The organism is Streptomyces sp. NPDC060002 (assembly GCF_042737245.1).
In the GTDB taxonomy this organism is placed as follows: domain Bacteria; phylum Actinomycetota; class Actinomycetes; order Streptomycetales; family Streptomycetaceae; genus Streptomyces.
Map to the genome: position 1 here is coordinate 209,605 of NZ_JBHWUW010000003.1, position 16,254 is coordinate 225,858.

Here is a 16,254-nt window from a genome sequence, read left to right on the forward strand (position 1 = left end):
CCCGGGGGCCGCTGCTAGCGGCCGGTGGCGGCGCGCTCCAGGCGGAGCGTCAGGATCTGGAACGGCCGCAGTACGACGGCGACCGTGCCGTCCTCGCCGACGACCGCGGGCTCCAGCGGCCGCTCCAGCAGGTCGGTCACCTGGGCGCCCGCGAGCGGGAAGCCCGTGCGCAGGGTGCCGGTGGAGCGGCCGCCGCGTGACTCGTAGAGCCGGACGACGACGTCCCCGGACTCGTCGTCGGCGAGCTTCACCGCCTCGACGGTGACTCCTTCGCCGTCCACCGAGACGACGGGCTCGGGGGTGGCGTCCGCCGCGTCGGCCACACGCAGCGGGAGGTTGAGGGAGTAGCCCTCGGCGACCGCGTCCTCGATGCTCGCGCCGGGGAGCAGCGCGTAGCTGAAGCGGTGCCGGCCCTGGTCGGCCTCGGGGTCCGGGATCCGCGGGGCGCGGACCAGGCTGAGGCGGACGGTGGTGGTCGTGCCGCCGTCCTCGCGGACCGTGCGGGAGACGTCGTGGCCGTAGGTCGAGTCGTTGATGACCGCGACGCCGTAACCGGGCTCGCCGATGTGCACCCAGCGGTGGCCGGAGACCTCGAACCGGGCCGCCTCCCAGCTGGTGTTGGTGTGGGTGGGGCGCTGGATGTGGCCGAACTGGATCTCGGCGGAGGAGTGCGGCGCCCGGATGTCCACCGGGAACGCCGCCTTGAGGATCTTCTCCGCCTCGTGCCAGTCGATGTCGGTCTCGAAGTCGACGCGGGGACTGCCGGCCCGGAGCGTGATGGTCTGGGTGATCGTCGAGCCCTTGCCGAAGGCGCGCGTGACCCGGATCGCGCCGACGAGCGGGTCCTCCTCGACGACCGTCACCGCGTCCGGCTCCAGCAGGTCGGTGTACCGGTTCTGGTAGTGCTTGTCGATGTCCCAGGCGTCCCAGCAGTTCGGGAGGTCGGTGTGCAGACGCAGCAGGTTGCCCTGGTCGGCCAGGACTTCACGGTCGGCCCGCAGATCGTATACGGACGACAGTGTGCCGTCTTCCGCGACCTGTACACGCACCAGCCCGTTGTCGAGGACGCGCCCGGAGACCGTCACCGGCCGCGGGGGCTCCGCGCCGGTCAGCGGCGCGCTGCCGCTCGCGGGCACCTCGACGTACGCCGGCGCGCCCTCGGGTGTGCGCACCACCTCGGCACGGCCGTACGGGCTGGTGTTGAACACCCGGAGCGAGCCGCTCTGCCGCTCGCCGCCCAGCGCGGTGACCGCCTCGGCCGTCAGCACCTCCAGCTCCTCGGCGACCCGCGCGTACTCGGCCTCCGCCTCGCGGTGCACCCAGGCGATCGAGGAGCCCGGCAGGATGTCGTGGAACTGGTGCAGCAGCACCGTCTTCCAGAGACGGTCGAGCTTCGCGTACGGGTAGGCGTAGCCCGGCGCGTGCAGTGCGGCCGTCGTCGCCCACAACTCCGCCTCGCGCAGCTTGTGTTCGCTGCGGCGGTTGCCCTGCTTGGTGCGGGCCTGGGTGGTGTACGTGGCCCGGTGCAGCTCCAGGTAGAGCTCGCCGACCCAGACGGGGGCGTCCGGGTACTCCGCGCGGGCCTTCGCGAAGAACGTGTCGGGGTGCTCGACGACGACCTTGGGCGAGCCCTCCAGGTCGGCCAGCCGACGCGCCCGTTCCATGATCTCGCGGGTGGGTCCGCCACCGCCGTCGCCCCAGCCGAAGGGGGCGAGTGAACGCGTACCGCCGCCCTTCTCCGAGTAGTTGCGCACGGCACGGTCCATCTCCTCGCCGCTGAACCGCGCGTTGTAGGTGTCCACGGGCGGGAAGTGCGTGAAGATGCGGGTGCCGTCGATGCCCTCCCACCAGAAGGTGTGGTGGGGGAACTTGTTCGTCTGGTTCCAGGAGATCTTCTGGGTGAGGAACCAGTCGTTCCCGGCGAGCTTGGCGAGCTGCGGGTAGGCGGCGTTGTAGCCGAAGGAGTCCGGCAGCCAGACGCCCTTGGTCTCGATGCCGAAGTGCTCGATGAAGAACCGCTTGCCGTGGACCAGTTGGCGGGCGATCGCCTCGCCGCCGGGCAGGTTGCCGTCGGACTCGACCCACATGCCGCCGACCGGCGCCCACTGTCCCTTCTTCACCGACTCCTGGATGCGCGCCCACACCTGGGGGTAGTTGTCGCGCACCCACTCGTACTGCTGGGCCTGCGAGCAGGCGAAGATGAAGTCGTCGTACTCCTCGGCGAGCGAGGTCACGTTGGAGAAGGTGCGCGAGGTCTTGCGCTTCGTCTCGCGGATCGGCCACAGCCAGGCGGAGTCGATGTGCGCGTGACCGACGCCGGAGATGGTGTGGGCGCTGGCGTGGGCGGGGCTGGCCAGCACGGGCGCGAGGACCTCCCGGACGGCCGCGGCGCTGCCGGAGACGTCGTCCAGGTCGAGGGCGTCCATGGCGCGGTCCAGGGCGTGCATGATCTCGTGGCGGCGCGGCTCGTGCTCGCCGAGGTGGACCATGAGCTCGCGCAGCACCTGGAGGTCGAGGTCGAGGTGCCAGACCTCCTCGTCGAGGACGGCGATGTCGGCACGGCGGAATGTATACAGTGGACGGTCGCCCGCCGTCAGTACATCGCCCAGCAGGGTCGGGCCCGCGAAGTCGTTCGCCAGGATGTCCGGGTTGGAGGCCGCCTCGACCAGGTAGTCGATGCTCTCCCCGCCCGCCGCCGGGTTGCCGATCGGCACGTACTGGTTGAGCGGGTTGACCGCCTTCAGCGGCGTCCCGTCGGTCAGGTGGACGAGGGCCTCGGCCTGGTTGCCGGGCCAGTCGCCCACGAAGCCGAGGTCGATGACGGCCTCGACGCGCCTGCCGGCCCACTCGGCGGGCACCTGCCCGCGCATCCGGAACCAGGTGGTGCCCCACGGCGGGCCCCACGGGGTGTCCATCGCGAAGGGCTCGTAGACGGCGGCCTCGGCCTCCGCGAAGGGGACGGGCTCCCCCGGCGCCTGCCAGGCCTCGACCTCGAAGGGCACGCGGGCCGCGTAGATCGCGGGCTTGACGCGCTGGTTGTGGACGCGCTCGACGCGCTCCTCGATGCGGCGGCGTTCGTCATGCATGGGGATTCTCCAGAGAGGGACCACGAAGGGCGGGTAGGCCGGGAGGCCGGGGGGCGAGCTGCTCGGAGGGAGGCGGGGAAAGCGCTTTCCCTCCGAGACTCACCTAAGGTACGCCAGCCCGGGGTGGACGTCGGTGTAGCCCTCGACCAGCTTGCGGGCCACGTTCACCGAGTCGACCAGCGGATGCAGCGCGAACGCCTTCACGGCCGTCGCGCGCGAGCCGGACCCGGCGGCGGCCAGCACCTCGCGCTCGACCCCCTTCACCGCGCAGACCAGCCCGGTGGCGTGGTCGGGCAGCGGGGCCACGGCCACCGGATGCGCGCCGTTGGCGTCGACGAGGCAGGGCACCTCGATGACGGCGTCCGCGTCCAGCACCGAGAGGGTGCCCTGGTTGCGTACGTTGAGGATCAGGGTCGTGCGCTCGTCCCGGGCGATGGCCCGCATCAGGGCGAGGGCCACCTTCTCGTACCCGCCGGAGAGGTCGTCGGCGTCGCGCTCGCCGGCGCCGGCCGTCTCCCGGTTCTCCGCCATGTAGGTGGCCTCGCGTTCGGCGCGGGTGCGGTCCCAGGCGGTCAGGGCCGCGGCGTCGGGGCGCTTCATCTCCTCGTAGAAGCGGGCCTGCTGGTCGGCCAGGAAGGCGCCGCGGGTCTTCTCGACCTGCTGGTAGGCCCGTACGGCTTCCCGGTTGAAGTAGTAGTAGTGCAGATACTCGTTGGGGATCGCGCCGAGCGACTGGAGCCAGTCGACGCCGAACAGCTTGCCCTCCTCGAAGGAACCGAGCAGGTCGGGGTCGGCGAGCAGCCGCGGGAGCTCGTCGCGGCCGGCGACCCGCAGACCGCGGACCCAGCCGAGGTGGTTGAGGCCGACGTAGTCGATCCACGCCTCCTTCGGCTCCGCGCCGAGCACGCGGGCGATCCGGCGGCCGAGCCCGACCGGCGAGTCGCAGATGCCGATCACCCGGTCGCCGAGGTGGCGGGACATGGCCTCGGTGACCAGACCCGCCGGGTTGGTGAAGTTGATGACCCAGGCGTCGGGGGCCAGGCGGGCCACCCGTCGGGCGATGTCGACGGCGACGGGAACCGTCCGCAGACCGTAGGCGATGCCACCCGCGCCGACCGTCTCCTGGCCGAGGACGCCCTCGGCCAGGGCCACCCGTTCGTCGTTCGCGCGGCCTTCGAGGCCGCCGACGCGGATCGCGGAGAAGACGAAGTCGGCGCCGCGCAGGGCCTCGTCGAGGTCGGTGGTGGCGGTCACCCGGGGCGCGTCGGGGACGACGGCCGCCTGCTCGTTCAGTACACGGGCGACCGCGTGCAGCCGGCTGTCGTCCAGATCGTGCAGAACGACTTCCGTGACCCGGCCCTCGGCGCGGTCCGTCAGGAGCGCCCCGTACACGAGCGGCACCCGGAACCCGCCGCCGCCCAGAATCGTCAGTTTCACGCTTGCACCTTTCCTGCCACGACCACCTCGACGCCCGCCTCCTCGAAGGAGGACCGGGTCGCCGGATCGACCGGCGTGTTCGTCACCACCACGTCCAGGTCCTCGGGACCGCAGACCTTCGCCATGCCCGTACCCGGGAACTTCGCCGAGTCGGCGAGCAGGACGACCTTGTCCCCGGCCTTGATCATGGCTCGTTTCACCGGTACCTCGACGACCGTCGTGTCCATCACCTGCCCGCCCGGGCGCACTCCACTGGTACCGAGGAACAGCCAGTCGGCATGCAGCTGGCGCAGGTTGTCCTCGGTGAGGAAACCGACCAGGGAGCGGTACTCGCGGCGGACCATGCCGCCGAGCAGGACCAGCTCGATGCCCTCGTCGTCGGCGAGCTCCTCGTAGACCACGAGGTTGCTGGTGATGACCGTCAGCCGGCGCCCGTGCAGCTGCCGGGCCAGGCGGTAGGCGGTGGTGCCGATGTCGAGGAGGACCGACTGACCGTCGGCGACCATCGCCGCCGCGTGGGCGGCTATGGCGTCCTTCTCGCCCACCCGCACCCCGGCGACCTCGGCGAAGGGCTGGTCGCCCTCCTCCGCTACGGCGCCGCCGTGCACCCGGGTGAGCAGGCCGTCCTCCTCGAGTTTCACCAGGTCACGCCTGATCGTGGCCGGGCTCACGCCCAGCTGTTCGGAGAGATCGGTCACGGCTGCGGGGCCACCGGAGCGCAGGGCCCGCAGGATGAGTTGATGTCGTCGTTCTGCCAGCACGGCGTGAACACTACTCGTCATCTTCAATCAAATCCATGCTCACTTCTGCTGAGGTATTGACCAATGTCGCCGAGGGGCGCACGATTCCGGTCACCGAATTGAAGAGTTCTGACGAGCTCCCCCATGAGACGAGCTCCCCCGACGAGGAGGATGTGCGGTGGACGACGACCGGCCCGAGGTACTGCTCACCGGGCTGCTCTTCTACGACCTCGTCCTCACGGGGCTCGGCGGACCGCCGGTGCCGGGCGAGGAGATCTGGACGGCCGGCATGGGCTGCGGCCCCGGCGGCATCGCCAACCTCGCGGTGGCCGCCTCCCGCTTCGGCCTGCGGACCTCGCTGGCCACGGTCTTCGGCGACGACTTCTACGGCGCCCACTGTCACGAGGTCCTCGCGGGCCAGGAGGGCGTCGACCTCGGCCTGTCCCGCGTGGCCGCCGACTGGCACACGCCGGTCACCGTCGCCCTCGCACTCCCCCACCCTCGGCTTCGCCCGAGCGGGGGGACCCCTACCCACGACCGGGCCCTCGTCACCCACGGCCAGGAGCCGCCGTACTCGCAGGACACACTGATGGGCGACCCGCCCGAGGCGCGCACGGCCCTCGTGCACCTCGAGGCGGAACCGCGCGCCTGGCTCGCCAAGGCGGCCGCGAACGGCACCCAGATCTACGCCGACGTCGGCTGGGACCCCACCCGGCAGTGGTCCACCGACCTGCTCGACCAGCTCGCCCTGTGCCACGCCTTCCTGCCCAACGAGACCGAGGCGATGGCGTACACGCGCACCGACAGCGCGATCGCCGCGCTCGGCACGCTCGCGGAACTGGTGCCGGTGGCGGTGGTCACCCGGGGCGCCGACGGCGCGATCGCGGTCGACCAGGCGACCGGGGAGTACGCCGAGGTCCCCGCCCTTGACATCGATGTCCTGGACGCGACGGGCGCCGGCGACGTGTTCGGCGCGAGCTTCGTGGCCGCCTCGCTCGGCGGCTGGCCGCTGGTGGAACGGCTGCGGTTCGCCGTCCTCGCCGCCGGGCTCTCCGTACAGCACCACGGCGGGGCGCTGGCGGCCCCCGGCTGGTACGGCGTCGACCGCTGGTGGCGCTCGCTGCGGGACCCCGAGCTCGAACGGGCGTACGGCTTCCTCGCCGACCGCATCCCGCCGGACGTGGGACCGCCCGTGCGGTACGCGCCGGTCACCCCGCCCGCCCCGCGGCCCTGACCGCGCCCGCATCCAGAAGACAACCCCACGCATGCCCCTCGAATTGCACCCCGTCTGCGAAGACGCGAACAGATTTGAAAGGCGGTGGGAGCTGTGCGGCTCTCACGTAGAGGCCTGCTCCGTGCGGGCCTGGCCGGTTCGGCCGCCACGGCGCTCGGCGGCCTGGCGTCCGGCTGTGCCGTTCCGACCGGTTCGACCGGCCGGAACATGGTCCTGTGGTACTGGGACGGAGGCCTGGGCGACACGGTCGTCAACAACGCCAGGGCCCGCTACGACAGCTCGGTCGACCTCCAGGCCATCAAGATCGGCGGCTACTACCGGTCGAAGCTGATCACCACGATGGCCGGCCGCGCCCACGTCCCCGACATCGCCGGCCTGAAGGGCGAGGACATGGCGTCCTATCTGCCCAACGCCGACCAGTTCGTGGACCTGCGCACGCTCGGCGCGGACAAGTACAAGCCGCAGTACCTGCCCTGGAAGTGGGAGCAGGGCATCGCGGACGACGGCACGATGGTCGGCTTCCCGATCGACTGCGGGCCGGTGGCGCACTTCTACCAGTACGCCGTCTTCCGCGAGGCGGGCCTGCCCTACGAACCCGCCGACGTGTCGAAGGAGCTCGACACCTGGGAGAAGTTCTTCGCGGCGGGCGAGCGGCTCCGGCAGCGGATTCCGGGGACCTTCCTGCTCACCGACGTCAACAGCGTCTTCGAGAACGTGGTCCAGCAGGGCAGCGCGCGGTACGTCGACAAGGACCGCCACTTCATCGGCGACCAGGAGCATGTGCGCAACGCCTGGGCGCTCGCCGTGGAGGCCAAACAGCGCAAGATCGTGTCGAACCTGGTCAACGGCACCCCGGACCAGCTGTCGGCCGTCGAGGACGGCAAGCTGCCGAGTCAGCTGGGCGCCTCCTGGGCCACCAGCGACATCAAGAACGGCGTGCCGAAGACCAAAGGCCGGTGGCGGGTTGCCGACATGCCGGTGCGGCCCTCCAACAACGGCGGCTCCTTCCTGTCGGTCACCAAGGCGTGCCGGGAACCCGGGCGGGCGTTCCAGATCATCAGCTGGATGCTCGACGCGGGCAACCAGGCACAGGGGTTCGTGGACGCCGGGCTCTTCCCCTCGACCCCCGCCTCGTACGGCCTGAAGCAGGTGCGCGAGCCGGACGAGTTCTTCGGCGGGCAGGTCACGATGGACATCTTCGGTCCGGCCGCGCAGAAGATCGTGGTCGCCTACAACAGCCCGTTCGACGGGGCGCTCGGGCAGCCCGTCAAGGACGAGATCAAGAACGTCGGCGTCCTCGGCAAGGACCCGGAGCAGGCCTGGAGTGACGCCATGAGCAAATGCCGGCGCATCGCGAAGCACCTGGGGGTGAGCTACTGATGGCCACCCTCCCCACGCTGGAGAAGCCTCCGGTGGTCGTGGCGGACGTCCCCGTCACCCGGCCCCGGACGGGCTTCAGGAAGTACTGGCACCTCTACGCCGCGATCTCCCCCTTCTACCTGCTCTTCCTCTGCTTCGGCCTGGTACCGGTCGGCTTCTCGCTCTACCTCTCCTTCCACCGCTGGGACGGCCTCGGCTCGATGGAGTGGGCGGGCCTTTCGCAGTACCAGTACCTGCTGGACGACTCCGAGTTCTGGAGCTCGATCGGGACCACGATCGTCATCTGGGCGCTGGCCACCTTCCCCATGATCTTCCTGGCGATGGTGACGGCCGTGATGCTCAACTCGGCGGTCCGTTTCAAGAACCTTTACCGCGTTGCGTACTTCCTGCCGAACGTCACCTCGGTCGTGGCGATCGCGATCATCTTCGGCTCGGTCTTCTCCACCAACTTCGGCCTGGTGAACGCGTTCCTCCAGGCAATCGGTTTCGACCAGATCGCCTGGCTGAACACACCGTGGGGCATCAAGGTCGCCATCGCGACGCTGATGACCTGGCAGTGGACCGGCTACAACGCGATCATCTTCCTCGCCGGGCTCCAGACCGTCCCGGGCGAGCTGTACGAGGCGGCGCGCATGGACGGTGCGGGGCCGGTGCAGACCTTCTTCCGGATCACGCTGCCGATGATGCGGCCGGTGCTGCTGTTCGTGCTCGTCGTGTCCACGGTCACCGGTCTGCAGAGTTTCTCCGAACCGCAGGTGCTGCTCCAGAACACCTCGAACGACTCCACGTTCTCGGGCGGTCCGGGCCACGCCGGCCGGACGATGGTCCTCTACTTCTTCCAGCAGACCTTCGACAACAACGACTTCGGCTACGGCGCCGCCGTGGCGTGGGGCATCTTCCTCGTCGTCGTCCTCTTCTCGATCATCAACTGGCGCCTGGTGCAGCGCCGGGGCGAAGAATAGGGAGGCCCGCACACCATGGCATCCATCCAAGAAACACGGCGCACCAGGCGGATCGACGGGTCCCGCCGCAGAGGGATCGGGCTGCACGCCGCCCTCGTCGTCGGCGTCCTGCTCTCGGCCTTCCCGTTCTACTGGGCCGTGATCATGTCGACGCACACGTCGTCGGAGATCTTCTCCTACCCGCCCAAGCTGCTGCCCGGCACGCACTTCCTGGAAAACGTCCGCAGCCTTTTCGACAACATCGACTTCTTCGGCTCGATGTTCAACTCGCTGCTGGTGGCGGGATCGGTGACCTTCCTGGTCCTGTTCTTCGACTCGCTGGCCGCCTTCGTCTTCGCCAAATTCGAGTTCCCGGGCAAGCGGTTGCTGTTCGTGTTGCTCATGTTCATCTTCATGGTCCCGGCGCAGCTCCAGGCCATCCCCCAGTTCGTCATCATGGCGAAACTCGGCTGGATCGGCTCGATGACGGCGCTGATCGTGCCGGCGGCCGCCAACGCGTTCGGCATCTTCTGGATGCGTCAGTACATGAAGGGCGCGATCCACGACGAGCTCCTCGACGCCTCCCGCATCGACGGCGCGAACTTCCTGCGCCAGTACTGGCACGTGGCCCTCCCGGTGGTCCGGCCCGGCCTGGCCTTCCTCGGCATCTTCACCTTCATGGGCCAGTGGAACGACTACGCCTGGCCCCTGATCGCCCTCACCAACCCGGACAACGTGACGCTCCAGGTCGCGCTGTCCCAGCTCAACGGCACCCACGGCACGACGGACTACGGAATGGTCATGACGGGCGCGCTGCTCGCCCTCGTCCCCCTGTTGATCGTGTTCGCGATCGGCGCCCGCCAGATGATCGGCGACCTCGCGAAGGGCGCGATCAAGTGAGCGATCCGCTGCTGGCGCTCCGCCCCTGGGAGGCACCCGAGGTGACCTCGTGGGGACGGCTGCCCATGAACGCCGTCGACCGGCGCTCCGGAGCGAACTCCCTGGACGGCGACTGGCGGTTTCGGTTGCTGTCCGCTCCGGACGCGCCGGTCGGCGGCCCCTGGTCGACGGCGTCCGTGCCCGGCGTATGGACCATGCAGGCCATCCAGGGCGCTGACGACCTTCCGCAGTATCTGAACGTCCGTATGCCGTATACAGAATTCCCCCCGCTGTCGCCCGCCGACAATCCGACGGGTGTGTACGAGCGGGAGATCGACGTCCCCGCCGAGTGGGCCGGGCGCCGCGTCGTGCTCCAGGTCGGGGCCGCCGAGAGCGTGCTGCTGGTCCATGTGGACGGGCGGCCCGTCGGCATCTCCAAGGACTCCCATCTGGCGGCCGAGTTCGATCTGTCGGGCGTCGTACGCCCCGGCGGCCGGTCCGTGGTGCGGCTGACGGTCGTCAAATGGTCGGACGCCTCGCACATCGAGGACCAGGACCACTGGTGGCATGCCGGGATCACCCGCTCGGTGCTGCTGTACGCCACCGACCCGCTGCGGCTGGCCGACGTGACCGTGCGGGCCGCGCGGGACGGCGAGCTGCGGGTCGACTGCCAGGTACGGGACTCGGGCGGGGCGCTGCCCGCGGGCTGGTACGTCAGCGGCGAACTGGACGGGCTGCCGCTGGCGCAGGACGCGGAGTTCGACCTGGCCAACGCCGAGGAGGAGCGCGTCTCCGCCTTCCTCGGCGAGGCACGGCTGCGCGCGCGGGTGCCCGAGGTGCGTACCTGGACGGCCGAGACGCCCGAGCTGTACGGCCTGACGGTCCGGCTGCACCGCGCCGACGGCACCGTCGCCGACGCCTCCCGCCACCGGGTCGGCTTCCGCGACGTGGCGATCGTCGGCCGGGATCTGCTGGTCAACGGCGAGCGGGTCTTCATCAGGGGCGTGAACCGGCACGACTTCCACCCCCTGACGGGGCGGACGGTGTCGTACGACGACATGCGCGCGGACCTGGTCCTGCTGAAGCGTTTCGGCTTCAACGCGATCCGCACCGCGCACTACCCGAACGACCCCACGCTGTACGACCTCGCCGACGAACTGGGTTTCTACGTCGTCGACGAGGCGGACATCGAGTCCCACGACCACGCCCACGAGATCGCCGACGACCCGCGCTATCTGAACGCCTTCGTCGACCGGGTCTCGCGGATGGTGCTGCGGGACAAGAACCACCCGTCGGTCATCATCTGGTCGCTGGGCAACGAGTCCGACTACGGCGCCAACCACGACGCCGCCGCGGGCTGGGTGCGCCGGCACGACCCGACCCGGCCGCTGCAGTACGAGGGGGCCGCCAAGCGCGGCTGGGCCGACCCGGAGGTCGCCTCCGACATCGCCTGCCCGATGTACGCGCCCCTGGCGGACTGCGTGGCGCACGCGCTGTCCGGGCAGCAGACCAAGCCGCTCATCCAGTGCGAGTACTCCCACGCGATGGGCAACAGCAACGGCACGCTGGCCGACCACTGGGCCGCCATCGAGGTCACCCCGGGGCTTCAGGGCGGGTTCATCTGGGAGTTCTGGGACCACGGCATTCTCCAGCGTGTGAACGACGGAAGACCGGTCGGGCGTGGGGGCGCCGGACTCTATGACAACGCTGTCGCCGCGCCCGGACACCGCTGGGCGTACGGCGGCGACTTCGGCGAGAAGGACCACGACGGCGCGTTCGTCGCGGACGGTGTCGTCTTCCCGGACCGCACCCCGAAACCGGTGATGTACGAGCACCGGGAGCTCTCCGCACCGGTACGGCTCCAGAGCGTCCGGCCGGAGGGGGTGACGGTCTCCAACCACCAGCACTTCCGGGGCCTGGAGTGGCTCGCGGGCGAGTGGGAGCTGTCGCTCGCCGACGGCGCGACGCTCACCGCACCGGCGGAGCTGCCCGAGCTGCGGCCGGGCGGTACGGCCGTGCTGCCGCTGCCGTTCGCGCTGCCGGACGACGGCGGCGAGGCCTGGCTGACCCTGCGGGTGACGACGGCGCAGGATCTGCCGTGGGCTCCGCGGGGCACTCAGGTCTGCACACCACAGGTCCGGTTGCGGGCGCCCGCGCCCGTCGAGGACCCGGCAGGTTCCGGGCGCGTCGAGATCGACGCCGACGGACTCCTCGTCCACCCCCTGCTGACCTCCGCGCCCGCGCTGTCGCTGTGGCGGGCGCCCACCGACAACGACGAGCTCGGCGGGACGGCTCTGCGCTGGCGGACGTGGGGCCTCGACGCCCTCGTGCGCAGGCTGGTGTCCGTGCACCAGGAGGGCGACGGGGCGACCGTGCTCGCCGAGTACGCCGGGACCACCGGTGTCGTCCGGCACCGGCAGGTCTTCACGCCGGTCGAGGGCGGCGTCCGGATCGACGAACAGGCGGAGCTGCCGGCGGAGTTCGACGATGTGGCGCGCGTCGGCTCGGTCTTCGAGACGGTGGCGGGACTCGACCTGCTGGAGTGGTTCGGGCAGGGCCCCTGGGAGTCGTACCCCGACCGGAGCGCAGGCGCGCCGGTGGGCCATCACCACGCCCGGGTGGACGAGTTGTTCACCCCGTACCTGCGTCCGCAGGAGAGCGGCGGCCGGCACGGTGTGCGGCGCTTCACGCTCTGCGCGCCGGACGCCACGGGCCTCGCCGTCACGCTGGACGAGCCGCGCCAGGTCTGCGTCACGCGCTACCGCGCAGAGGACCTGACGGCCGTCACCCACCACGACGAGCTCGTCCCGCGCGCCGGCTGCGTGGTGCACCTCGACGCGGCGCACCGCGGCCTCGGCACGGCGTCGTGCGGCCCCGACACCCTCCCCTCCTACCTCGTCGCACCGGGCGTCCACCGCTGGAGCTGGACCCTGCGCGTCCTCTGAACCCCCTTTCCCAGCAACGGACTCACCTACGGAGCACACGTGTGTACTTCGCATGCCCACGATCAGGGCGAGGCCGCGCAGGCCGGTGCCGGAAGACGTGGTTTCCTCCGGGCCACCGCGCTGCTCGGCGCGGCCGCCACGGTCGGCCTCGCGACTCCGGCGACCGCCGAGGCGGCCTCCGCCCAGTGGCGCCCGGACCCGGAGAGCCGCCGCTTCACACTCGCCGTCATGCCCGACACGCAGTACCTCTTCGACGGCCCGAGCATCGACAAGGCACCGGTCGAGGCGTCCCTGCGCTACCTACTGGAGCGCGGCGACGACGACGGTGCCGAGAACCTCGTGTTCCTGTCCCACCTCGGCGACCTCACCCAGAACGGGGCGAAGGACGAAGTCACCGCGATCAGCGAGGCGTTCGGGCTGCTCGACCGGCGCGGGGTCGGCTACAGCGTGCTGGCAGGCAACCACGACGTGAAGTCGTCGACGACCGACCAGCGCGGTGCGACCCCGTACCTGGACGCCTTCGGTCCGCGGCGCTTCCAGGGGAAGCCCACGTTCGGCGGGGCCTCCCCCGACGGCTACAACACCTTCCACCTGTTCCGGGCGGGCGGCCGGGAGTGGCTGGTGCTGGCGCTGGACTGGCGGCTGTCGGAGAAGGGGTACGCCTGGGCCGCCGACGTGCTCGCCCGGCACCCGAGGACCCCGGTCGTCCTGACCACGCACGAGCTGGTCGTCGAGGACGACTCGCTGTCGGCGTACGGGCAGCAGCTGTGGGACCGGCTGATCGAGGACCACGACCAGATCTTCCTCACCCTCAACGGGCACTACTGGCCCGCCGGCCGGGCGACGCGCCAGAACACGGCCGGACATGACGTCCACCTGCACCTGACGAACTATCAGAACCGGTACTTCGGCGGCGCGGCGATGATCCGCCTCTACCGATTCGACCTCGACCGGAACGTCATCGACGTGGAGACGGTCTCCCCGTGGATCCTCGGCCGGGCCGCGAAGGGGCTCAACGAGCTGGAGCGGCAGGAGACCGAACTCAGCGGCGACGCCGACCGGTTCACGGTCGACATCGACTTCGCCGAGCGCTTCGCGGGCTTCCATCCGGTGCCCGCGCGCCCCTCCCGTCCCGTGTCGAGGGTACTGGTGCGCGACACGGTCGCCTACTGGCGGTTCGACGGCCACGACGACGGTACGGCGGTCGGCGGCACCGTACGCGACCTGTCCGGACGCGGTAACGACCTCGCCCTCGTGACGGTGGGCGACGGCGCCCTGACCTGGTCGTCCGACCACCACCCCGACCAACCTGGCCACGGCAGCCTGGAGTTCCGGGGATACAAGTCCCCGCTGAAGGGCGCCTACCTGCGCACGGTCGACGGTGCCCCGCTCAACTCGGCGACCTTCAGGAACGGTTACACCATCGAGGCGTTCTACCGCCTCCCCGCCGACTGGGACCCCTCGCACCACGCCTGGTCGGGACTGGTCAGCCGGACCGGAACGGGCGGCGCCGCGGGCAGGAGCGGCGACGACCCCGACGAGCCGCTCGCCACCCTCTCCCTGTCCGACGACCGGGAACCGCAGTGGGCCATGCGTCCGCTGAACCAGGAGGGCATCGCCACCAACTGGGCCCAGGAGACCCCGCTGGAGACCTGGTGGCACCTCGCGGTCGTCAACGACGGCAGGCACACCACGCTGTACGTCGAGGGCTGCCCGGCGGTGCGCAACCCGAAGGCGGCGTCCGTGGGCATCACCTCCGTCGGGCTGCCGTGGCTGCTCGGCGGCTACGAGTACGGCGGACAGATCGACCAGATCCTGCACGGCCGCCTCGGCGACGTCCGGATCGTCTCGCGGGCGCTGCCCGTCACCTCCTTCATGAACCACTGACCTTCTTCACGAGGATCACCGTGACCGAGCAGCAGCTGCCCGCCTGGGCCGACCCGTCCGTCCCGCCCGCCGTTCTCGACGCCCAGGGCGTGTCGAGGCGCGGACTTCTGCGCCGCGCGGGCCTCTTCGGCGCCGCGTTCGCCCTCGGCGGCGCGGCCACCCCGGCCGTCGCCGCCGCCGGCCGGGGCCACGGCGGTGACGACCCGCGTCTCGCCTACCTGGTGGGCGACCACCACGTCCACTCCGTCTACAGCCATGACGCGAAGTACACCTTCTCCCAGCAGGCCCGGGCCGCCGCCCGGTACGGCCTCGACTGGATGGTGTTCAACGAGCACTCCAACTTCGGGCACGCCTCCTACGGCGCCGCGCTGGAGCACGAGGAGATCCTCGGGGCCCGCGCCGCGAACCCGCGCCAGCTGATCTTCCAGGGCCTGGAGTGGTACATCCCGGCCGCCGAGCACTGCACGGTGTTCGCCGCCCCCGGCCCGCACGAGACGGACCTGCTCACACGGTTCGAGCTCGCCTACGACGGCAAGCTGCTCAACTACACCGAGGGCGCCGCCGGCGCGGCCGACACCGCCCGCAACGAGGCGCACGCCGTCAAGGCCGTCAGATGGCTGGCCGAGCAGCGCCGCACCGGCTACGTCGACGACGTCCTCGTCTTCGCCAACCACCCGCTGCGCCTCGGCATCGACTCCCCGCACGAGATGCGCAACTGGCGCGACGCGGCCCCCGAGATCGTGATCGGCATGGAGGGCGCGCCGGGCGCCCAGGGCGCGGCGATCCCCGGCCTGCGCGGCGCCACGTCCATCCGCGGCGAGTACGAGAACAAGCCGTCCGCCCAGTCCTGGGCGGGCTACCCGGCGGACGCCTACCTCACGTACGGCGGCTTCGACTGGGCCACCGCGACCGTGGGCGGCCTGTGGGACTCGATGCTGGCCGAGGGCCGGCTGTTCTCGGTCACCACCAACTCCGACAACCACCGGACCGTCCTCGACACCTGGAAGAACGGCGACTGGCCCGCCGGGCAGAACTTCGACAACACCGGCAGGCTGCCCGATCCGGTGCACACCGACACCCCGCAGCCCGGCAGCGACTTCTGGCCGGGGCAGTTCAGCCGCACCCACGTCGGCGTGACCCGCTACGGCTACCGCGCGGTGATGACGGGCCTGCGCGAGGGCCGGGTCTGGCTGGACCACGGGCATCTGCTGGACGGCCTGGAGATCCGGCTGCGGCGGGAGCACGGCACCGGGCGGGGCGTCACGCTCGGCGGCCGGCTGCGGGTACGCAAGGGCGAGAAACTGACCCTGGAGATCACCGTCACCAGCGCCTCCCGCCCCAACCCCCAGGGAATCCTGCCGCAGTTGGCGCACGTGGACGTGATCCGGGGCGCGGTGCGCGGCGCGGTGTCCGACCGCGACACCTGGCGGGCTCCCGACACGAGGGTCGTCCGCACGACGGACGTGAGCGGCCGCAAGGGGACCTACACCCTGCGGATCCCGGTCGCGGTGGGCGACGAGTCCTGCTACCTCCGTCTGCGCGGCAGCGACGGCAACCGGAACGGAACCGGTTACCTGGGCGCTTCCGTGGACCCGCACGGCCCGATCCCGCACGAGCCGGGCAACGGCGACCCGTGGGCGGACACCTGGTTCTACTCCAACCCGATCTTCGTGGACGTCGTGGGCTGAGGCGCCCCGAAGGGGGCGCGGGGAACTGCGCGACCAG

The 16,254-nt window shown here is 70.9% G+C and carries 10 protein-coding genes; 7 read left to right on the top strand and 3 right to left on the bottom strand.

The window, feature by feature from the left end; translation table 11 throughout:
* Window positions 1-14: 14 nt before the first annotated feature.
* The 3 genes from ACFWBD_RS04725 to ACFWBD_RS04735 form a co-directional block, all read right to left on the bottom strand.
* Complete coding sequence (locus ACFWBD_RS04725; protein WP_385662625.1) at window positions 15-3,086, bottom strand: alpha-mannosidase; 3,072 nt, start codon at window positions 3,084-3,086, stop codon at window positions 15-17.
* A gap of 99 nt (window positions 3,087-3,185) precedes the next feature.
* Complete coding sequence (locus tag ACFWBD_RS04730; protein WP_385662627.1) at window positions 3,186-4,523, bottom strand: 6-phospho-beta-glucosidase; 1,338 nt, start codon at window positions 4,521-4,523, stop codon at window positions 3,186-3,188.
* Complete coding sequence (locus tag ACFWBD_RS04735) at window positions 4,520-5,284, bottom strand: DeoR/GlpR family DNA-binding transcription regulator (protein ID WP_385662876.1); 765 nt, start codon at window positions 5,282-5,284, stop codon at window positions 4,520-4,522. The genes ACFWBD_RS04730 and ACFWBD_RS04735 overlap by 4 nt, the downstream gene beginning before the upstream one ends.
* Before the next feature lie 157 nt (window positions 5,285-5,441).
* Between ACFWBD_RS04735 and ACFWBD_RS04740 the strand changes: the two genes are divergently transcribed.
* The 7 genes from ACFWBD_RS04740 to ACFWBD_RS04770 all read left to right on the top strand — a co-directional run bounded on the left by ACFWBD_RS04740 (window position 5,442) and on the right by ACFWBD_RS04770 (window position 16,217).
* Window positions 5,442-6,497, top strand: coding sequence for a carbohydrate kinase family protein (locus ACFWBD_RS04740; protein WP_385662630.1), 1,056 nt, complete (start codon window positions 5,442-5,444; stop codon window positions 6,495-6,497).
* Window positions 6,498-6,590: 93 nt separating this feature from the next.
* Window positions 6,591-7,877, top strand: coding sequence for an ABC transporter substrate-binding protein (locus ACFWBD_RS04745; protein WP_385662633.1), 1,287 nt, complete (start codon window positions 6,591-6,593; stop codon window positions 7,875-7,877).
* Complete coding sequence (locus tag ACFWBD_RS04750) at window positions 7,877-8,839, top strand: carbohydrate ABC transporter permease (RefSeq protein ID WP_385662636.1); 963 nt, start codon at window positions 7,877-7,879, stop codon at window positions 8,837-8,839. The genes ACFWBD_RS04745 and ACFWBD_RS04750 overlap by 1 nt, the downstream gene beginning before the upstream one ends.
* 15 nt (window positions 8,840-8,854) lie before the next feature.
* On the top strand, window positions 8,855-9,718 hold the full coding sequence (locus tag ACFWBD_RS04755) for a carbohydrate ABC transporter permease (protein WP_385662638.1): 864 nt from the start codon (window positions 8,855-8,857) through the stop codon (window positions 9,716-9,718).
* A complete protein-coding gene (locus tag ACFWBD_RS04760) occupies window positions 9,715-12,642 on the top strand; it encodes a glycoside hydrolase family 2 TIM barrel-domain containing protein (RefSeq protein ID WP_385662641.1) in 2,928 nt (975 codons plus the stop codon). Before ACFWBD_RS04755 ends, ACFWBD_RS04760 begins: the two co-directional genes overlap by 4 nt.
* 39 nt (window positions 12,643-12,681) lie before the next feature.
* Window positions 12,682-14,529 carry a LamG-like jellyroll fold domain-containing protein gene (locus tag ACFWBD_RS04765; protein ID WP_385662643.1) on the top strand — a complete coding sequence of 616 codons (1,848 nt, stop codon included), beginning with the start codon at window positions 12,682-12,684 and terminating at the stop codon, window positions 14,527-14,529.
* Window positions 14,530-14,549: 20 nt separating this feature from the next.
* Window positions 14,550-16,217, top strand: a complete 1,668-nt coding sequence (locus tag ACFWBD_RS04770; protein ID WP_385662646.1) for a histidinol-phosphatase — start codon at window positions 14,550-14,552, stop codon at window positions 16,215-16,217.
* Window positions 16,218-16,254 lie beyond the last annotated feature (37 nt).

Bases quoted from the DNA above. Each gene is read 5' to 3' on its own strand.
- ACFWBD_RS04725 (WP_385662625.1), bottom strand. From the start codon at position 3,086: ATGCATGACGAACGCCGCCGCATCGAGGAGCGCGTCGAGCGCGTCCAC.
- ACFWBD_RS04755 (WP_385662638.1), top strand. From the start codon at position 8,855: ATGGCATCCATCCAAGAAACACGGCGCACCAGGCGGATCGACGGGTCC.
- ACFWBD_RS04750 (WP_385662636.1), top strand. From the start codon at position 7,877: ATGGCCACCCTCCCCACGCTGGAGAAGCCTCCGGTGGTCGTGGCGGAC.